The organism is Micromonospora zhanjiangensis (genome assembly GCF_042650605.1).
Taxonomy (GTDB): domain Bacteria; phylum Actinomycetota; class Actinomycetes; order Mycobacteriales; family Micromonosporaceae; genus Micromonospora_J; species Micromonospora_J zhanjiangensis.
Genome location: NZ_JBHSBN010000003.1, coordinates 120,360 through 139,442, shown reverse-complemented (window position 1 = coordinate 139,442; position 19,083 = coordinate 120,360). Strand labels below are relative to the sequence as shown.

At 72.2% G+C, this 19,083-nt stretch carries 18 protein-coding genes and 1 pseudogene; 9 read left to right on the top strand and 10 right to left on the bottom strand.

The window, feature by feature from the left end:
* The first annotated feature begins 116 nt into the window (after positions 1-116).
* The 3 genes from ACFOX0_RS06505 to ACFOX0_RS06495 all read left to right on the top strand — a co-directional run bounded on the left by ACFOX0_RS06505 (position 117) and on the right by ACFOX0_RS06495 (position 2,527).
* On the top strand, positions 117-827 hold the full coding sequence (locus tag ACFOX0_RS06505; RefSeq protein ID WP_377542728.1) for a hypothetical protein: 711 nt from the start codon (positions 117-119) through the stop codon (positions 825-827).
* Complete coding sequence (locus ACFOX0_RS06500; RefSeq protein ID WP_377542726.1) at positions 824-1,180, top strand: winged helix-turn-helix domain-containing protein; 357 nt, start codon at positions 824-826, stop codon at positions 1,178-1,180. Before ACFOX0_RS06505 ends, ACFOX0_RS06500 begins: the two co-directional genes overlap by 4 nt.
* Before the next feature lie 144 nt (positions 1,181-1,324).
* On the top strand, positions 1,325-2,527 hold the full coding sequence (locus ACFOX0_RS06495; protein ID WP_377542723.1) for an alpha/beta hydrolase family protein: 1,203 nt from the start codon (positions 1,325-1,327) through the stop codon (positions 2,525-2,527).
* 54 nt (positions 2,528-2,581) lie between these two features.
* On the opposite strand, the gene ACFOX0_RS06490 is transcribed toward ACFOX0_RS06495, so the two are convergent.
* The gene (locus ACFOX0_RS06490; protein ID WP_377542721.1) at positions 2,582-3,865 is read right to left on the bottom strand and encodes a cellulose binding domain-containing protein; all 1,284 of its coding nucleotides are present in this window, start codon (positions 3,863-3,865) and stop codon (positions 2,582-2,584) included.
* A gap of 247 nt (positions 3,866-4,112) precedes the next feature.
* On the opposite strand from ACFOX0_RS06490, the gene ACFOX0_RS06485 reads away from it, so the two are divergent.
* Positions 4,113-5,303, top strand: coding sequence for a GNAT family N-acetyltransferase (locus ACFOX0_RS06485; RefSeq protein WP_377543099.1), 1,191 nt, complete (start codon positions 4,113-4,115; stop codon positions 5,301-5,303).
* 696 nt (positions 5,304-5,999) lie between these two features.
* Here the strand turns inward: ACFOX0_RS06485 and ACFOX0_RS06480 are convergent.
* Together ACFOX0_RS06480 and ACFOX0_RS06475 are read right to left on the bottom strand one after the other, a co-directional pair.
* Positions 6,000-6,461, bottom strand: a pseudogene (locus tag ACFOX0_RS06480) (hypothetical protein); the annotation flags it as partial.
* 176 nt (positions 6,462-6,637) lie between these two features.
* Entirely contained in the window at positions 6,638-7,513 is an 876-nt protein-coding gene (locus ACFOX0_RS06475; RefSeq protein ID WP_377543097.1) for a S66 peptidase family protein, read from the bottom strand.
* 39 nt (positions 7,514-7,552) lie between these two features.
* On the opposite strand from ACFOX0_RS06475, the gene ACFOX0_RS06470 reads away from it, so the two are divergent.
* A complete protein-coding gene (locus tag ACFOX0_RS06470; protein WP_377542718.1) occupies positions 7,553-8,386 on the top strand; it encodes a type 1 glutamine amidotransferase in 834 nt (277 codons plus the stop codon).
* A gap of 5 nt (positions 8,387-8,391) precedes the next feature.
* Positions 8,392-11,550, top strand: coding sequence for a bifunctional [glutamine synthetase] adenylyltransferase/[glutamine synthetase]-adenylyl-L-tyrosine phosphorylase (locus tag ACFOX0_RS06465; protein WP_377542717.1), 3,159 nt, complete (start codon positions 8,392-8,394; stop codon positions 11,548-11,550).
* Between the two features lie 2 nt (positions 11,551-11,552).
* On the opposite strand, the gene ACFOX0_RS06460 is transcribed toward ACFOX0_RS06465, so the two are convergent.
* Positions 11,553-11,867: a TraR/DksA family transcriptional regulator gene (locus tag ACFOX0_RS06460; RefSeq protein WP_377542715.1), complete on the bottom strand. Its 315-nt coding sequence runs from the start codon at positions 11,865-11,867 to the stop codon at positions 11,553-11,555.
* Between the two features lie 31 nt (positions 11,868-11,898).
* Entirely contained in the window at positions 11,899-12,717 is an 819-nt protein-coding gene (locus ACFOX0_RS06455) for a cell shape-determining protein MreB (RefSeq protein WP_377542713.1), read from the bottom strand.
* Positions 12,718-13,188: 471 nt separating this feature from the next.
* Here ACFOX0_RS06455 and ACFOX0_RS06450 point away from each other — a divergent pair, with 471 nt between their 5' ends.
* Both ACFOX0_RS06450 and ACFOX0_RS06445 read left to right on the top strand, forming a co-directional pair.
* Positions 13,189-13,413 (top strand): hypothetical protein, encoded by a 225-nt coding sequence (locus ACFOX0_RS06450; protein ID WP_377542712.1) that lies wholly within the window; start codon positions 13,189-13,191, stop codon positions 13,411-13,413.
* Between the two features lie 52 nt (positions 13,414-13,465).
* Positions 13,466-13,699, top strand: a complete 234-nt coding sequence (locus ACFOX0_RS06445) for a potassium transporter TrkA (RefSeq protein ID WP_377542710.1) — start codon at positions 13,466-13,468, stop codon at positions 13,697-13,699.
* A 103-nt stretch (positions 13,700-13,802) separates the two neighbouring features.
* Here the strand turns inward: ACFOX0_RS06445 and ACFOX0_RS06440 are convergent, their stop codons facing one another.
* The 3 genes from ACFOX0_RS06440 to ACFOX0_RS06430 form a co-directional block, all read right to left on the bottom strand.
* Complete coding sequence (locus ACFOX0_RS06440) at positions 13,803-15,032, bottom strand: PucR family transcriptional regulator (protein ID WP_377542709.1); 1,230 nt, start codon at positions 15,030-15,032, stop codon at positions 13,803-13,805.
* 111 nt (positions 15,033-15,143) lie between these two features.
* Entirely contained in the window at positions 15,144-15,395 is a 252-nt protein-coding gene (locus tag ACFOX0_RS06435) for a hypothetical protein (protein WP_377542707.1), read from the bottom strand.
* 226 nt (positions 15,396-15,621) lie between these two features.
* Entirely contained in the window at positions 15,622-15,825 is a 204-nt protein-coding gene (locus ACFOX0_RS06430) for a helix-turn-helix transcriptional regulator (protein WP_377542705.1), read from the bottom strand.
* Between the two features lie 475 nt (positions 15,826-16,300).
* On the opposite strand from ACFOX0_RS06430, the gene ACFOX0_RS06425 reads away from it, so the two are divergent.
* On the top strand, positions 16,301-16,543 hold the full coding sequence (locus tag ACFOX0_RS06425) for a hypothetical protein (protein WP_377542703.1): 243 nt from the start codon (positions 16,301-16,303) through the stop codon (positions 16,541-16,543).
* Between the two features lie 64 nt (positions 16,544-16,607).
* Here ACFOX0_RS06425 and ACFOX0_RS06420 read toward each other — a convergent pair whose 3' ends face one another.
* Entirely contained in the window at positions 16,608-17,465 is an 858-nt protein-coding gene (locus ACFOX0_RS06420; protein WP_377542701.1) for a hypothetical protein, read from the bottom strand.
* A gap of 172 nt (positions 17,466-17,637) precedes the next feature.
* Positions 17,638-19,062, bottom strand: a complete 1,425-nt coding sequence (gene glnA / locus ACFOX0_RS06415; protein ID WP_377542699.1) for a type I glutamate--ammonia ligase — start codon at positions 19,060-19,062, stop codon at positions 17,638-17,640.
* Positions 19,063-19,083: the final 21 nt, after the last annotated feature.

The window sequence follows — 19,083 nt, the reverse complement described above, 5'->3', positions numbered from 1 at the left end:
CTCGCGATCACCCGGCTCTGCCGGACGCCGATCGCGGTCGGGGCGTACGTGGCGGCTCGCTGACTGATCTTGGGCAGGCCCTTGCGGCAATCAGTTTGTAATGGAAACCTATTGGCATGACTTCAGGTGCTGTTCCCGCCGGCGCTGACCCACGCCGGTTGCTGGCCGATGTGCGCGAGTTGGCGCAGCGGGTGCGTCTCGCCCAGCGGGTGACCTGGTTGCCGTTGCTGGTGCTGGCCGTGGTGACGGTCGGGGCGATCCCGGTGTACCTGTTCGGCGACCCGGTCGTCAGCAACTGTCACCCGATGGCCGACGGCGGTCAGCTGTGCGAGGTGTCCTTCGTGGCCGCGAAGATCTACTGGCTGGTGGCGGTGATCCTTGGATACGTCCTGATCGCCCGTGGGTACCTGCGGGTCGCCCGGGCCCGGGGAGTGGACGCCCGGGTCCTGCCGTACGTGGTCACCGGGCTCATGGTGTCGGTCGGATTGTTCGTCGTCCTCGACGCCGGCGCCGGAGCCTGGATCCTCCCCGACCCGCAGGAGACGATCCATCCGTCGGCCGCCGCCCTGGTCCTGTTCCGGTTGCTCGATCCGGCCGGCGGGTTCGGCGTGGCCCTGCTCGTGCTGGCCTGGCTGGAACGGCACGTCGCGCTGCTGCTGTTCACCCTCGGATACCTGGCGGTGGTGCTGGTGCCGATCAACTTCGGCTGGGGAGATCACTGGGGCGGCGAGTCGCAGTTCGTGCCGATGCTGGCCATCGCGGGCGGCGTGCTGCTGGCGGGTAGTGCGGGCTTCGGGCTGGCGCAGCGGCTGCGACGACCCCGGTGACCGGTCCCGTCGACCCGCCGGCGGCGGATCGGACCGAATCCCCGCACCCGGTCAACGGGCTCGACGACGTGGTGCACCAGCGGGTCCGTCTCGGCGTCCTCACCATCGCCCACGAGGCGCGTCGGGTTGAGTTCGGCTTCCTGCGCGACCAGTTGGAACTCACCGCCGGCAATCTCTCCCAGCACCTGGCCGTCCTGGAGAAGGCGGGTCTGATCGAGATGGAGAAGGGGTACGCCGGCCGGCGCGGTCGTACCTGGATCGTGCTGACCGAGGCCGGGCGTGCCGCGCTCGCCGAGGAGATAGCCCGACTGAAGCGGCTCATCGCCCGCGTCGAGACGACGAGCGGGCGGTAGGCGACACCCGCACCCGCCCGGTGTGCCGGGCCGGTCGAACCTCGTTGCCGATATGCGCTCAGTGTATATACTGAGAGAGTACTCTGACACGTCAATGTCCGGGCCCGTCCGGTCCCGGTGTCAGGTGAACAAGGGGGAGGACCCATGACGACCGCGATACCTGTCGGCGGGCGAGGAATGACCCGCCGGGGCCTGGTCGGAGCGGCCCTGGCGGTGGGGGTCGGCGTACCGCTCGGGGTTGCCGGCCGGGCGTCGGCGGCACCGGCCGAGGCGGGGCCGGTCCGGCTCAGCCTGCCCGCGCCGACCGGGCCGTATCCGGTGGGCACGGTGCCGCTGCACCTGGTCGACCGGTCCCAGCCGGACCCGCTGGCCGGACCGGGACGCTACCGCGAGCTGATGGTCAGCGTCTGGTATCCCGCCCGGGACGTCCGGCGCTACCCGCTCGCCCCGTGGATGACCGGCGCGTCGATGCGCGCCCTGCTGGACTCCGCCGGGTTCGACCCGGATGCCGTGACGGCGCCGCTGACGGCCGGGCACGAGGGCGCTCCGGTACGCCGTACCGGCCGGCGGTTGCCGGTGGTGGTGTACTCGCACGGCGCGGGGAGTCACCGTTCGGACACCACCATCGTGGTGCAGGAACTCGCCAGCCACGGGTACGTGGTGGTCACGGTGGACCACACGTACGACGGGTACGGCGAGTTTCCCGACGGGCGGGTCACCGTCCGGGAGTTCGACTACGGGTCCACCCCGTGGACCTACAGCCGGGACGTCCGGTTCGTCCTCGACCGGGTCACCGATCTCGCCGCCGGGCGCAATCCCGACGTCGACCACCGGCCGTTGCCGGCCGGGCTGGGCGCCGCCCTGGACCTGGAACGGATCGGCATGTTCGGCTGGTCCAAGGGCGGCACCGCGACCGCCCTGACCATGGGCACCGACCGGCGGATCCGGGCCGGGCTGAGCATCGACGGTCCGATGGAGTCCGGGCCGCGGCCCGACACCGACCTGGACCGGCCGTTCATGCTGATGACCGCGGAGTTCACCCGGGATGCGGAGCCCGTCGCCGAGTTCTGGTCGCACCTGCGCGGCTGGCGGCGCACCATCCAGGCCGCCGGCGCGGTCCACTCGTCGTACGGGGACAACCAGTGGCTGGTGCCGCAACTGGCCCGGGTCATCGGGATGAGCGACGAGGAGTTGCGCGGCTGGATCGGCATCCTCGACCCCGCCCGGGCGGTACGCATCGGGCAGGCGTACCCGTTGGCCTTCTTCGATCTGCACCTGCGGCACCGGGGCGGGCACCTGCTGGACGGTCCGAGCCGGGCCTTCCCGGAGGTGACGTTCGTTCCGTGAGGCGGCGGGGCCCCGGGACCAGGTGGCTGGTCCCGGGGCCCGTCCTCATCGGACTCAGGGGCTGGTGCAGGTGACGTTGCTCGGCGGGGTGGAGCCGTCACCGGTGGCGGTGAACCCGAAGGTGGTCGTGCCGTTGGCGGCCAGCGTGCCGTTGTAGGCGGCGTTCTTCACGCTGACGGTGCCGGTGGTGCCGGTGTTGGTCCCGTTCCAGACGCTGCTGATGGCCTGACCGTTGCCCAGGGTCATCCGTACCGTCCAGCCGTTGATCGTGCCGGTGGACGTGTTGGTCACGGTGACCTCGGCCTGGAAGCCACCGGGCCAGCTGTTGACGGCGCGGTAGGTGGCGGCGCAGCCACCCGGCCCGGGCGGCGGAGTGGTCGGTGGTGCCGTCGTGGGCGGTGCGGTGGTCGGCGGCGCCGTCGTGGGCGGCGTGGTGGTCGGCGGTGCGGTGGTCGGCGGAGTGGTCGAGTCGAACTGCGAGAAGAACCGCCAGATCTCACCCGACGTCCAGGTCCGGGAGTCGTTCGGGCTGCCGGAACCGTCCACCGGGCTGGGGGTGTGGTCGCCGTCGAACGCCGCCCACTGCACGGGGTAACCGGCCCGGCAGCCGGAGTAGGCGGTGGTGATGTGGGTGAGGCTGTTCTGGCCCGGCTCGCGCGGGCTCTGCGCCGTGCAGCCGTTGTTCCGGACGAAGGTGTCGCGCAGCGACCGGCCGTTGGAGATGTTCAGCACGCTGTCGTGGGTGCCGTGGATCCCGAAGTAGGCGACCGGTTGGGTGCCGGGGTTGCATCCGCTGAGGTTCGCGCCGGACAGGACGGTGACCGCGCGCACGATGGTGGGCCGGGCGCAGGCCACCGCGTAGCTCATGGCGCCGCCGTAGCTCCAGCCCAGCGCGAACCGCTGGGTCGTCTCGACGCAGAGGTCGTTCTCCACCTGCCGGAGGATGTCGTCGAAGAGGGTCAGGTCCCGATTGTTGGTGTTGGCCCAACCGGCGTCGATGCCCTGGGGCGCGACGAAGATCGTGCTGTTGTTCGACAGCGGCTGGAGTCCGTAGTAGCCGGCCGAGGCGACGTTGTTGGCCGAGCCGTTCAACCAGTGGAAGGCGACGACCAACCGGTACGGGTGGTTCCGGTCGTACCCGTCCGGGATGCGCAGGATGTAGCTGCGGTTCTGTCCGCCGCTGGAGATCGTGCGCGTGCCGTTGGAGAGCGTGGGGGCCTTGCCGCAACCGGCGGTCGCCGCGAGGGTGCCGTTCGCCGCGGCCAACTCCGCCCCGGGTGCGCCGCCGCTCAGCGCGGTGCCGGCGACGGCCACGAGGAGAACCACCGCCGCCGCCATGGACGATAGGAGGTACCTATGTTTCACCTGCTTGGCTCCTTCTGGTGAGCACCCTGCCTCGGGGTGGTGACAACTCGGTCATACGTATGAACTTTTATGACCATCGATGTACAGGTTGTCAGAAGAACATCCCGTTCGCCAAGCAGAGGTTTTTCCGGAAGTCGCGCCGGGCCAGGTGGCCGCCGGCGAAATCCACTCGACCGTCGGCCGGTGCGCGCCCTAGGGTCGCCCGATGGGCGACACCGGGATCCAGGTGCGGGAACTGACCGTCGACGACCTACCGGCGGCGTGGGACCTGGGCCGGCTGGCCTTCGGCTCGGCCGCGACCAGCGCGCCCGAGGACGCACTCGTCCCGCATCCGGGCGTGATCACCCGGTACGGGGCCTTCGACGCCGACGGGCGACTGCTCGGCCGGGCGATCGACGTGCACGACGAGCAGTGGTGGGCGGGCCGCCGGCTGGTGGCGGCCGACGTCGGCGGCGTGGCCGTGCTGCCCGAGGCGCGCGGTCGGGGCGTGGCCCGGGCCCTGCTCACCGCGCTGCTGGCCGGCGCCCGCGAACGGGGTGCCGCGGTCAGCGCGCTGTTCCCGACCGTGGCGGCGCCGTACCGGTCCTGCGGGTGGGAAGTGGGCGGCTCGCTGCGTACCGTCGACCTGCCCACCGCGGCGCTGGCCCGGCACCGGCCGGCGGAGGGCTACCGGGTGCGGCCCGGCGACAAGGCCGACCTGCCGGCGGTGCGCGACCTGTACGCGGAACTGGCGCGGCACCGGTGCGGGCTGCTCACCCGGGTCGGCGGCCGGTTCGACCGGCTCGCCGACAACGGCCTGCCGGAGGGCATCGACGGGCTGACCGTGGTCGAGCGGGACGGCCGGCTGGTCGGCTACACGCTCTGGGAACGTGGCGAGGGCTACGACCACCGGGCGGTGCTCACCGTCGACGACATCCAGGCCGCCGACGCCGGCGCGGCGCGGGAACTGATCGGCGTGCTGGCCAGCTGGCGCAGCGTCGCGCCCACCCTGCGACTGCGCCCGCCGGCCTTCGACGCGGTCGTCGCGCAGCTACCGGTCGAGGCCACCCGCGAACACCGGCAACAGACCTGGATGCACCGGCCCGTCGACGTGGTCCGGGCCGTCGAGGGTCGCGGCTGGCCACGGTACGCCTCGGGAAGCCTCGACTTCGGGCTGGACGACCCGATCGCACCGTGGAACAGCGGCTCCTGGCGGTTGACCCTCGCCGACGGGGCGGCGACCCTGCGCCGGTTGCCGGACGAGGTACCGCTGCGGCTGTCCGTACGCGGATTCGCCCTGCTTTACACCGGGGCGGCCGATGCCGCCGCGGTGCTCGCGGCCGGTCTGGCCGAGGCCGGTGCCGGCGCCGACCCGACCGCGCTGGACCTGCTCGCCGCCGGCCCCCGCGCCGAACTCCTCGACTACTTCTGACCGACCCCGCGCTGCCCGTGCCCCGCGCCGCCCTGCCGGGAGGAAGCAGCAGTTTCCCCGACATTGCTGTAACGACGCGGCGGGATGCAGCAAAGTCCCCGACATTGTCGGGTCGGGATGGGGTGGAGGGCGTTGGGTGGCGAGGGTCGGTGGGGGGTTGCGGGCACCGGCGGCAGGCTGCGGGCCGTCACCGCCGGTGCCCGGTCCGGGTCAGCGACCCGGCTTGCCGGGGCCGCCGAGGGCGTGGTCGGCGAACGCCTTCAGGATGGCGTCCTCGTCGGCCTGGGTGAGCTTGCCGTCCTTGACGGCCTGGTCCAGCCGCTGCTTGAGCTGCGCCTGGCGGTCGGCCCGGTCGGCCGGCTTGGGCTTACCGGCGTCCTTGCCGTCCTTCTCGTGCCCGGCCTTCTTGTGCTCGGCGCGCACCTTGTGCAGGGCGGTGGTGACCTTCTCGGTCGGCACGCCCAGTTCCTTGGCCAGTGCCGCAGCGAACCCGTCCTGCCGGTGCCCGCCGGCCTTGTCCTTGTCGGCCCGGCCCGTGCCGTCCCGGTCCTGGTCCGTCCCGCCTCCGGCGCGGTGCTGGTCCGTCCCGCCTCCGGCGCGGTGCTGGTCCGTCCCGCCTCCGGCGCGGTGACCGTGCCAGCCGCCGGCCGTGCCGGGACCGCTGCCCTGGCCGGGGCCGCCGGGCTTGCCGGCCCAGCCGGGGCCGCCGGCCGGGCCGCGGCCCAACCACCCTGCGCCCGGCAGGACGCCGGCCTTGACCGCCTTGGTGATCGCGTCCGCCTGCTGCTGGGTGAGCTTGCCGTCCTTGACGGCCCGGTCCAGCCGCTGCTTGAGCGCGGCCTCCCGGTCGGCCGCGGTCTTGTCCTGCTGTGCCTTGTGGTCCGCCTGGCGCTGCTCGCGCAGCTTCCGCAGGGCGGCGGTGACCTTCTCCTGCGGCACGCCCAGCTCCTTGGCCAGCGCCGCCGCGAAGGCGGTCTCCCGCTGGTCACCGGCGGTCGCCGCCGAGCCGGACGCCGATGCCGAGCCGGACGGTGACGTCGACGGGGCGGGTGTCGCGTCGGCGCCGAACGCCAGGGTCGGTGCGGCGATGCCGGCGCTCAGGACGCCGGCCGCTGCGAGCCCGGCGAGCATGGTCTTGCGGTTGATCGGCCTGACCATCGATCCTCCTGGGGTTGTCGGTCCTGCTGTCCGTGACCGGGGGAAACCTGCACGACCAGGCTGGAAAACGGCCGTGCGGAACCTGTCACCTGCCTGAGAATGGCAGCGATTTCGTCCGCCTCTCGGCCGGTAATGCGGCTTTTGAGTGCTTTGCGGTGATGTGGCTCACGCCAGCCTCAGCGGACCGCCGGCTGGACGGTCAGCGTGCCGGCGTTCGCGTCGAGCCGGGCCGGTACGCCCACCGGGACGGTGAGCTGGCCCACCCCGTGCCCGATCGGCAGCCCGCCCAGCACCGGTACGCCCAGCCCGCCGAGCAGCTCGGACAGCACGTCCACCACGGTCACCGGCCAGCCGTCCGCGCACCGGGTGAACTGGCCCAGCGCCACACCCGCGATCCGGTCCAACAGACCCGCCCGACGCAGTTGCATGATCATGCGGTCGACCTTGTACGGCGGCTCCGCGACCTCCTCCAGCAACAGGATCGCCCCGGTCAGGTCCGGCATGTCCGGGGTGCCGATCGACGCGGTGACCAGGCACAGGTTCCCGCCCAGCAGCGGCCCCTCGGCCACCCCGGGCAGCACCACCGACGCGGTGTCCTCGGTGGGTACCCGGTGCACCGTCACCGGTTCCGGACTCATCAGCGCCGCCCGCAGCGACTCGGCGGACGCCGCCGGGGTGCGCTCGTCCAGCCAGGCCGCGCCCGGGCCGTGCACGGTGGCCAGCCGGGCGCCCCGCCAGAGGGCGAACTGCAGCGCGGTGATGTCGGAGAAGCCGGCCACCACCTTCGGGTCCCGGCGTACCGCGGCCATGTCGATCGCGTCGACCATCCGTTGGGCGCCGTAGCCGCCCCGGGTGCAGAGGATCCCGCGGATCTCCGGATCGGCGAACGCCGCGTCGAAGTCGGCCACCCGCAGCGCGTCGTCGCCGGCCAGGTAACCCCGCCGGGCGTACGCGTTGGGTGCGGGCACGGGACGTAGGCCCCACTCGGTGAGCAGCTCGATGCCGCGGGCCACCCGCTCGGGCCCGATCGGCCCGGACGGCGACACCAGCATCACCGCGTCGCCGGGGCGCAACGCGGCCGGTCGTACGGCATGATCGTCGGTCACAGCGCCCGAGCCTATCGGGGGCCGGAACGCCGACCGGATAGCCTCGACACCGTGGCGACCGCACTGGTGATCGAGAACGATCCGACGAACGACCCGCGCCGGTTGGGGGAGTGGCTGACCGAGGCCGGCCTCGACCTGCGGGTGCTCCGGCCGTACGCGGGCGACGCCCTGCCCGACGACCTCGCCGGGTACGACGCGCTGGTGGTGCTCGGTGGCGCCCAGACGGTGTATCCGCGGCCCGACGGCGAACCCGGCGCGCCCTGGTTCGCCGGCCTGGAGGGGTTGCTGCGCAAGGCGGTCCGGCACCGGGTGCCCACCCTGGCGGTCTGCCTCGGCGCACAGTTGCTGGCCCACGCGCACGGCGGCACGGTGGTCCGCGGCGCGGCCGGCCCGGAGGTCGGACCCGGGGTCGTCGGCCGGCGGGACGCCGCCGAACAGGATCCGCTGTTCCGTTACGTGCCGCTGATCCCGGACGTGCTGCACTGGCACTCCGACGAGATCACCGACCTGCCGCACGGCGCCGTGCTGCTGGCCGCCGGCACCCGCTACCCGAACCAGGCGTTCCGGTTGGGCGACCGGGCCTGGGGGCTGCAGTTCCACATCGAGTGCGACGCCGAGATGGTCGCCGGCTGGTCGACCGACTCGGCCACCCTGGCCGAGCTGGACTACGACCCGGAGTTGGTGGTCGCGGCGTGCGCCCGGGTGCTGGCCGACGTGGAGGAGGCGTGGCAGCCGTTCGCCGCCCGGTTCGCCGCCCTGGCCCGCGGCGAACTCGACGCCGGTGACCCGCGGCGGACCCTGCCGCTGCTCGGCCAGTAGCGACGATGAGCAGACCGACCAGCGCCCAGGCCCGACTCGCCCGGTACGGGTTCGGCCTCTCCGACGGCGAGCGCACCGGCCGTCCCGACGGCTCGGCCGGTGCCGCCGACCTGCTCGGCCCGGACGGGCTCGGACTGTGGCGGCTGCAGACCCAGGAACCGGTCGACGAGCCGGCCGCCGATCTGCTGACCGCGCTGTCCCGGGCCGCCGACCCGGACCTGGCCCTGCGCCAACTGCACCGCATCGTCGAGGCCGAACGCCGTCTGGCCGGCGTGGACAACGGCCGGAACCCGGCGGCGTCGGCCGGCACGGGCGGGCAGCCGGCGACCACGGGTGCCGGTGCGACGCCGACGACGGCCGCCGAAGAGCCGGCCACGGCCGGCGCCGGGTCGGCGTTGATCGCCGCGCTGCACGCCGATCCGGGGCTGCGGCGCCGGCTGATCGCCGTCCTCGGGGCGTCGTCGGCGCTGGGCGACCATCTGGTGGCCAATCCGGACCAGTGGCGGGCGCTGTCCACCGTTCCCGGCGGCGGCGCACCCCGGGCGGACGGCGACCTCGACCCGGAGACGGACGGGCGGACCGGCACCGGGACGGGCGGGAACGCGCCGATCCCCGCGCTGCGCCGGGCGTACCGGCTGGCGTTGTTGCGCGTCGCGGCGGCCGACCTGACCGGCGCGAGCACGCTGGAACAGACGATGGCGGCGCTGTCCCGGCTGGCCGACGCGACCCTGGCCGCCGCGTACGACCTGGCCGTGGCGGAACTGCCGGCCGGTACGTCGCCGCCCCGGCTGGCCGTGGTGGCGATGGGCAAGTGCGGTGGCGGCGAACTCAACTACGTCTCCGACGTGGATGTCATCTTCGTCGCCGACACCGACGAGGACCTGACCGCGGCCACCACCGTGGCCACCCGGCTGATCCACGTCTGCGGGCTGGTGGCCTGGCCGGTGGACGCCGCGCTGCGGCCCGAGGGCAGCCGGGGGCCGCTGGTGCGGACCCTGGCCAGCCATCTCGCCTACTACCGGCGCTGGGCCCGTACCTGGGAGTTCCAGGCGTTGCTCAAGGCCCGCCCGGCGGCCGGAGACCTGGACCTGGCCGCCGAGTGGATCGACCAGCTCTCGCCGCTGGTCTGGCACGCGGCCGAACGGCCCGAGGCGGTCGAGGACGTCCGGGCGATGCGCCGCCGGATCATCGACAACATCCCGCCCCGGGAACTGGAACGCGAGATCAAGCGGGGGCCCGGCGGGCTGCGGGACATCGAGTTCGCCGTGCAACTGCTGCAACTCGTGCACGGTCGCGGCGACGAGTCGCTGCGCGTACCGGGGACCATCCCGGCGCTGCGGGCCCTGGTCGGCGGGGGGTACGTGGGCCGCGCCGACGGGGAGGCGCTGCTGCGCGGCTACCGGTTCCTGCGCGCGGTCGAGCACCGGCTGCAGTTGCAGGGGTTGCGGCGGACCCACACCGTGCCGGCCGAGCGGCCGGCGCTGCGCTGGCTGGCCCACGCGCTCGGCTACACCGCGCTGCCGGGCCGGGACGCGGTCGAGGCGTTCCGCGCCGACTGGGTCAGCCACGCCACCGAGGTACGCCGGCTGCACGCCAAGCTGCTCTACCGCCCGCTGCTGGAGGCGGTGGCCCGGGTGCCCGCCGAAGGACTGCGGCTCACCCCGGAGGCGGCCGGCCGACGGCTGGAGATCCTCGGCTTCGCCGACCCGACCGGGGCGCTGCGGCACATCCAGGCGCTCACCGGCGGGGTGACCCGGACCGCGGCGATCCAGCGCACCCTGCTGCCGGTGCTGCTGCAGGAGTTCGCCGACGCGCCGGAACCCGACCGCGGGCTGCTCAACTACCGTTCGGTCTCCGACAAGCTGGGTAGCACGCCGTGGTACCTGCGGGTGCTGCGCGACTCCGGGCCGGTGGCCCGCCGGTTGGCCCGCACGCTGGCCCTGTCCCGGTACGCCGCCGACCTGCTCGGTCGGGAACCGGAGGCGTTGCGGCTGCTGGCCGAGGACGGCGAACTGGTCCCGCGTGGCCGGGAGGTGCTCTGCGACGGGTTCGCCGCCGCGGCCGCCCGGCACCTGGCCGGCGGCGAGGCCGAGTCACCCGACCCGGTCGAGGCGATCCGCGCGGTCCGGGCGCTGCGCCGCCGGGAACTGCTCCGGCTGGCCTGCGCGGACGTGCTGTCCCGGGGCGGCTCGCTGGCGCCGGACCGCCCGCTGGACCTCGACACCGTCGGTCGGGCCCTCACCGACGTCGCCGACGCGACGCTGTCCGCCGCGCTGAAGGTGGCCCGGGCGGCCGGGCCCGCGATGCCCGGCCTGCGGTTCGCCGTGATCGGCATGGGCCGGCTCGGCGGGTGCGAGCTGAACTATCTCTCCGACGCGGACGTGCTGTTCGTCTACGACCCGCCGCCCGGGGTGGCCGACGACGCGGCCAGCGCCGCGGCCCGGGCCGTCGCCGAGGAGATGCGCCGCCTGCTCGCCGTGCCGGCGCCCGACCCGCCGCTGGCCGTCGACGCGGACCTGCGCCCCGAGGGCCGGCAGGGTCCCCTGGTCCGCAGCCTCGCCGCGTACCAGTCGTACTACAGCCGGTGGGCCAAGGTGTGGGAGGCGCAGGCGCTGCTGCGCGCCCGGTACGTCTGCGGGGACGCCGACCTGGCCGCCGAGTTCGTCACCGTCGCCGATCCGGTGCGCTACCCGGCCGGTGGGCTGAGCCGGGCACAGGTGACCGAGATCCGGCGGATCAAGGCCCGGGTGGAGACCGAGCGGCTGCCCCGGGGTGCCGACCCGAACACCGACACCAAGCTGGGCCGGGGCGGGCTGGCCGACGTGGAGTGGGCGGTGCAACTGCTCCAGTTGCGGCACGCCGGTGCGGTGCCGGCGCTGCGCGGCACCCGTACCCTGGACGCGCTGGCCGCGGCCCGGGCGGCCGAGCTGGTCGACCCGGCCGACGCGGCGGCGATGGCCGCCGGGTGGACCCTGGCCGCCCGGGTACGGGACGCGCTGATGCTGGTCCGCGGGCGCGGCGGCGACCAGTTGCCCCGGCACGGCGTCGAGCTGGCCGGCGTGGTCCGGCTGCTCGGCGCCGACGACCCGGGTGAGTTCCTGGACCACTACCTGCGCACCGCCCGCCGCTCCCGGGCGGCCATGGAACGTGTCTTCGGCGCCTGACGTCAGCGACGCTGCTGGCACGGTACGCAGTAACGGGCGGACGGCAGGACCTCCAGGCGGGCCGTCGGAATGTCGCGACCACAGGCCGCGCAGACGCCGTAGCCGCCCTCGGCCATCCGCTCCAGCGCCTGGCTGGTGTCGGAGATGCCCTGCCGGGCGGCGGCGACCAGCCGGCGCAGGGTGTCCGGGTCGTGGCCGCCGTGGCCGGGCTGCCGGGTGTAACCGGTCAGTTCGGTGAGCTGCTCGGTGTGCTCGCTGAGCTGACGTTCCAGCAGCTCGCGGAGGGTTGCGGTGCGGTCGTTCACGGTGTGCGTCATGGTCGGGACTCCTTACGGACGAGATCGGACTTCAGGTGCCGGCCGGGTGTCGGACCGCCGCCACGGCGGCCATTCCGGCACCGGTCAGCGCCGCGGTACGCGGCAGGGCGGCGCGATGGACCGGCACGCCCAGGACGGCGACCAGCCGGGCGATCAGGTCGGGTCGAGTGGCGCCGTCGCCGACGACGAGCACGCCACGGGTCAGGGCCGCGCCGACCAGCGGCCGTGCCGCCGGTTCCTGGCGCAGCTCGCGGATCAGCCGGATGGCGGTCTCCGCGAGCATGTCCTCGGTCACCGCGTGGTTCAGGTCGCGGGTGCCCACCTCGGCGCGCCGGGCGGCGACCACCCGACCGTCCCGCAGGACGGCCACCTCGGTGAGTTGGGCACCCACGTCGGCGAGCAGCAACGTCCCGGCGACGGCACCGGCGCCGACGGCGCCCGCGCGGACCGTGTCCACGAAGATCAGTCGGGACGGTGCGAGCACGGCGCTGAGCACGCGGCGGGTGGTGTCCAGCTCGGCCGGCGTGGCGAGCACCGGCCGGCAGGCCACGACGAGCGCCCCCACGGACACCGGGCTGTGATGCTCCCGCACCAACCGCCGCAGTTCGCTGACGCAGGCCGCCCCGTCGACGATCCGGCCACGTTGCACGACCGGCCGTCGCAGGCCCTGACCGACCGGAACGTTCAGGACCCCACCGGGCCCCAACCAGATCCGCAGTCGCGCGCTGCCGAGGTCCACGGCCATCGGCTCCGGGCGGACGGCCACCGGCGGGCGGGTGGTGTGCGAATGACCGACCACCAGCTCCGTGATACGCGTGGAGGCTTGGCGGGAGGTGACGTCGCCGGGCATACCAACCTCCTTTCCGGGGGTGGGCTACGACTTCGCGGCCGTCGGCGGGACGGCGCGTGCGGGAAGGGGAGCGGCGCGGGTAGGGGACCGGGGCGGGAGCGCCCTCAGATCGCGGCGCCCGGCGGTGTGACCGGACGCAGGCGCGCCGGCACCTGCCGGCGGCAGCGGTGGCGGCGGACGACCGACGGACAGGGGGGCGGCAGCGCCACCGGCAGCGGGGTCGTCATCACCGCCTCCTCGCTCCTCGGGTTCCGGGTCGGACCTCCAGCGTCGGCCGGAAACGCGGAGGTGACATTGCACGGCACCGGCCAACAACGGGCCGCCCGGTTGCCGACCGCCGGAGAACACGACCGCCCGTCGTCGGGCCGCCGGCACCGACGGTAGCGATCCGGATCAGGGGATCGGCGGCTCCCGAAACCCCTCGCGTCGCCGGCGGCGGGTGGCGTTCCGCGGGCGGCTATGGTTGGCCGCATGCGCGGTCGACCATCCCTCCTCGGCATCGAACGGTCGTTCGCGCTGCCCATGCTGGCCGTGCTGACGGTCGTCGTCGCGGCGGTCCGGGCCGGCCGCCCCTCGGGCATGTGCATCGTGTTCCGGCTGAACCGCGCTGTCGCGAGCTGTGTTCCCGCCTGGTCGGCCGACCGGGCTCCGCCGGGCGTTCCGTCATCCGCCCGACCGTCCACCGCTCTGCTCTGACGCCGACCCGCTCCGGGCCGGCTGCCGGCAGCCGGCCCCGCAGGAGTACCCCATGGAGATCGAACGCACGGCATTGCCCGGCATCGGAGCGCGGTACACCTTCACCACCGCACAGCGCCGCCGGATCGGCATCGTCGAATACGACGTCGGCGACCGTCGGGACGTGGTCTACGACGACCCGGACGACCCCGACCTCATGGTGACCCTCGCGCTCACCCGGGCCGAGAGGACCGCGTTGGCCACGCTGCTCGGCTTCCCCGAACTGACCCGCGACGCGCCGTCCTGACCCGTGACGCGACGCGGCGCGTCCTGACCCGTGACGCGACGCGGCGTGGCGTCCTGACCCGCGACGCGGCAGCCCGACCGGCGACGCGCGGCGTCCTGATCCGCTACGTCGGCAGCGGCTGGCGCGGCCAGTCCAGGGCCCGGGCACCGAGCACGGCGGCGTGCAGGGTGAACCGGTCCCGTGGATCGGTGGGGTCGTAGCCGCTCAGCGTCCGGATCCGGTCCAGCCGATAGGTGACGGTGCGGACCGACACGTGCAGGCGGCGGGCCGCCTCGGTGGCGACCTCGCCGCTGGCGAAATACTCGCTCAGGGTGCCCAGCAGCGGCCCGGCGCCACCCCGGGCCCGGCTCAGTGGTGTCAGCACCGCCCGGACGAGGTCGACCATGGCCGGCTGGTCCCGCAGCAGGACGCGGTAGATGAGCAGGTCGTGGGTGTCGATGACCGGGCTGTCCGTGTGCAGCCGCCGGGCCGTGGCCAGGGCCTCGCGGGCCTCCTCGTACGAGCGGGCGATGCCGTACAGGCCCGGGTGCGGGCGGCCCACCGCCACCTGCCACGGGCGACCCCGCGCCAGCCGGTCCAACTCGGCGTGCATCATCCGGCCCAGGTTTCGTACCGATCCGCCGTCACCGGTGCTCCGGTCGACCGGCAGCGCGTCCGCCGGCGCGATCACGACGAGCAGCCCCTCCTTCGTGGCCACCAGGACGTCCCGGTCACCCAGCCGGTCGAAGATGACCCGTTCCAGGGCACTGATCGCCGCGTCGGTGTCCGGGAGCCGCCGGCTCGGTGCGGCCAACGCCACCTGATGCACCCGGGCGAGATCCAGCCCGAACGGCTCGGCCCGTTCCACCAGGCCACCGAGGTCCGAGTCACCGCGCAGCAGGTCGTCGACGAGTTCCCGGCGTAACGTCTCCTCCCGGCGGACCAGCTCGCGACGGGCCACCACGTACCCCTCGGCCAGCGTGGCCACGGCGGTGTCGACGACGTGGAGTACGGCGTCCGCCGCCGCCCGTACCGTCTCGCTGTCGGTGGACCGGTCCAGGTGCGGCAACTCCCGCCAGAACCGCCGCGCAGCGGACAGGTAGAGGCGGACGACCCGCCCCGCCGACACGCCCTGCTCGGCGGCGTGCCGGCCGAGGGCCCCCACCGCGTCGAGTTCACCGCGACGCGGCCGGCGGCCGGTCACCGCGGCGTCCGTCAGCAGCCGCAGATAGTCGCCGAGCAGCTCCACCGGCACGCCACCGGCGTCGACGCCGGCGGTGCGGGCGACCTCGACCAGCCAGGCGTCCTCCGGGCGCGCCCCGGCCGGGTCCGCCCGGCGGGCACTCTTCGTCATCGCACCTCTCCCCGCACGAGGTCGGCACGGATGCCGACCAATCCGTCCAGCTTATGGCGATCGGTTGGCACCTGGACGCCGGTCAGGCGCCCGGGACGTGGTGCCGGGCCGTCAGGCGAGGATCTCGGCGACCGAGATGGCGGTGGCGGCGCGCCGGATCCACGTTTCGAACTGGTCGGGGTCGGTGCATTCGGTGATTCGCTGGCGTGCCGCGTCGGACACCGTGCGGTCACGTGCCGCGAGCACCGTCAGCAGCGCCATGGCCTGGCCCTTGGCCTCTCCCTCGGCTTTGCCTTCGGTGAAGCCCTGCTGGAAGTAACGGCGGGCGAAGTCGCTCTGGTATTTGTAGTTCGCGATTTTCATCGGGGCCCTCCAGGTGGTGCCGTGCCGCCTGTGGGAGGCGGCGAGCACGACGTCAGTGTCGGGTGATGTTAGTAATCGGTGCGCGCGACTCACCGTCGACACGCCGACTACCTTTGCTTGTCCGCCGGCGAAGCTCCGGACAAGGGCAACCCCCGAAAAGTGTCCCGGGGTTGCCGATGCGGTGATCTAACGGGAGTGGACCATCAGACGTACTTAGAGCCGAAATCTAGATCTCTTCATCCGTGTCTGGCCGATGCTTTGCAATCCAAGCTTCTACGTCATCCGCATCCCAGACCTTGCCCATTGCCAGCTCTGCAACAGGTTCGGGGAATGAGCGGTGGTTTGTGATCTGGTAAACGCGCTGACGCGAGATGCCGCCCAAGCGGTCCCTGATCTCCTGTGAGCCCATCAGGCGGTAGCGCTTGCCCATGACCAGGAGGCTAGGCAGGCGTCAGGAAGCGTGTATCAAGATGATAGACGCCTAGTGTACGCACGCCTGCTAGGCGTACACTCTTAACACACGCCTAGTACCTACGGGACGGGAGACGCAGGCATGGGCTTAAGAGGAAAGTGGTTCCTACGTGGCGACGGCACCGTTGATCAAGTTGAGCGGAGGGAGGAAGCTCCGGTAGCCGGCGACAACCAGAAGCCACCGACGCCACCGAGGAACGGCGCCAGGATGACGCGGGGCGCGCCGCGGGAGCCAGAGCGACCCAACGGAGGGAAGTTCTAGGTGTCGGGTAGCCATGAGGACACGTCGAGGCAGGCTCAGGCGATAGCCGCCACTCTGACAATCCGTCTACACGACGAGGGAAAAACGTGCCTGTCTTGCCAGCCTGAAGGCTGCGAACAACTCCAATGGGCAACGCAAAGGATGATAGACCTTCAGGCTCGGGAGGGAAGCAATGATTCCTGACGACAACGAAGAGATGTACGAGGAAGAAGACGTAGGTCTCATTCTGAAGGCAAGGCTGATCCTGGCCAATCATCTTCCCGTAGGGTCGGCAACGTGCCGACTCTGTGGAGTGGTCTCCTGTACCCCTGCCGTCAACTCTCTGCGTTTCCTGTACGAGATGGACGACATCTTCATTCCCGTACTGCCGCAGGAAATCATCCGAATAGCAGAAACCATCATCAGAGAGAATTGAACGCGGAAGGCCCCCGGGTGGCACCCGGGGGCCTTCCGATGAGATGTCGCCGTCGAGCAGGCTGTCAGGCGAAGATGTCGTCGACCGAGCCGGCGGTGACGGCACGCCGGACCCAGGTTTCCAGCTGGTCGGCGTCGGTGCATTCGGTGATCCTTTGCCGGTCCGCGTCGGACACCGTGATGCCCCGTGCCGCGAGCACCGTGAGCAGCGCCCGGGCCTCGCCCTCGGCCTTGCCCTCGTAGAAGTAGCGGCGGGCGAAGTCGCTCTGGTATTCGTAGGTCGCACTGGTCATCAGGGCCTCCAGGTGGTGCCGGGCCGCCTGTGGGAGGGCGGCGAGCACGGCGTCAGTGTACAGGTTGGCCTGGTGTTGATCCATCGTTCCGAGGCCGTTGAGCAGGGCTTGGAAGATCTTGTCGCGGTCTGGATGGGTGCCGTGGGCCAGGGCCGAGAGCACGGCCAGTTCGGGGCTGTCGGCGGCCTCGGCGGGATCGGTGACGGTGGGGATCCGCTGCGGGCCGATCACGAGCGGGACCAGGGTCCAGCCGGGGTGGCCGACGTCGATGGGGGTGGCGCACCAGCCGGCGGTGCGTTCGTCCGGGCAGACCACCAGCAGCATGGCCGGGCAGTGGGAGCGGGCGTGCAGGGTGCTGAGGTAGACCGGCCAACTACGTCGTTTGCGCTGATCGGGGCGGAGTTGGATCTCGATCACCACGGACAGCACGGACGTGTCGCCGCGGGTGAGGGTGATGACACTGTCGGCGCGGTATTCGGTGGGAATGAGGTCCGGCAGGTCGCCGGAGTCGAGGCGGACGTTCTGGTAGGCCGGGACGGTGATTCCGAGCGGGCCGGCGAGCAGTTCGGCGGCGAGGGCCGGTCGATGCCGGAACAGCTCTATCAACGCTTCGTGTTGTTGTGAGGGCACCGGGTGATGCTAGTGACCAGTGTGAACAACTCTCGGTCGACACGCCGGACACTTTGGGTCATCGGGTCCGCGGAGAAGTCGACGGCCGGCTGCCGTAGGTGTGGGCGGACACGGAAAACCCCGGGGCGGTACCCGGGGGTTTCCGATGCGGTGTCGCCGCCGCTGGCTCTCGTCAGCAGTCGAAGTACATGGCGAACTCGTGCGGGGTCGGGCGCAGCCGGACCGGGTCGACCTCGTTGGCCCGCTTCCAGTCCACCCAGGTGGAGATCAGGTCCGGGGTGAAGACGCCGCCGTCGAGCAGGTACTCGTTGTCGGCCTCCAGCGCGTCGAGCACCTCGGGCAGCGAGCCGGGGACCTGCTTGACCGAGCCCCACTCCTCCGGCGGCAGGTCGTAGAGGTCCTTGTCGATCGGCTCCGGCGGCTCGATCTTGCTCTTGATGCCGTCCAGGCCGGCCATCAGCATGGCCGAGAAGGCCAGGTAGACGTTGGCCGACGGGTCGGGCACCCGGAACTCGACCCGCTTGGCCTTGGCGTTGCTGCCGGTGACCGGGATGCGGGTGCAGGCCGACCGGTTGCGCTGGGAGTAGACCAGGTTGACCGGCGCCTCGAAGCCCGGCACCAGACGCCGGTAGGAGTTGACCGTCGGGTTGGTGAAGGCCAGCAGCGACGGCGCGTGGTGCAGCAGGCCACCGATGTACCAGCGGGCCATGTCGGACAGGCCGGCGTAGCCGGTCTCGTCGTAGAACAGCGGCTCGCCGTTCAGCCACAGGCTCTGGTGGGTGTGCATGCCCGAGCCGTTGTCGCCGAACAGCGGCTTCGGCATGAAGGTCGCCGTCTTGCCGGCCGCCCAGGCCTCGTTCTTGACGATGTACTTGAAGAGCTGGAGCTGGTCACCGGCGTGCAGCAGGGTGGAGAACTTGTAGTTGATCTCGGCCTGGCCGGCGGTGCCCACCTCGTGGTGCGACCGTTCCACGGTGAACCCGGTGTCGACCAGCCGGCGGACGATCTGGTCCCGCAGGTCGGCGTAGTGGTCCACCGGCGGCACCGGGAAGTAACCCCCCTTGTACGCCGTCTTGTAGCCGCGGTTGCCGCCCTCTTCCTCGCGGCCGGTGTTCCAGGCGCCCTCGATCGAGTCGATGTAGTAGAACGCCTGGTGGGCCGAGGTCTCGTGCCGGATGGAGTCGAAGATGTAGAACTCCGCCTCCGGTCCGAAGTAGGCGGTGTCGGCGATGCCGCTGGCGGCGAGGTACGCCTCGGCCTTCTTGGCCACGTTCCGCGGGTCCCGGGAGTACGCCTCACGGGTGAACGGGTCGTGGATGAAGAAGTTGAGCGCGACGGTCTTCTGCACCCGGAACGGGTCGACGAAGGCGGTGGCGACGTCCGGCAGCAGCAGCATGTCCGACTCGTGAATCGCCTGGAAACCGCGGATCGACGATCCGTCGAAGGCCAGACCGTCGGTGATGACGCTGTCGTCGAACGACTCGACCGGGAGGTTGAAGTGTTGCATCACCCCGGGCAGATCGCAGAACCGTACGTCGACGAACTTGACGTCCTCGTTCTTGAGGTATCGCAGCAGTTCCTCGGGATTGGCGAACACACGTTCCTCCTGGCACGTCCA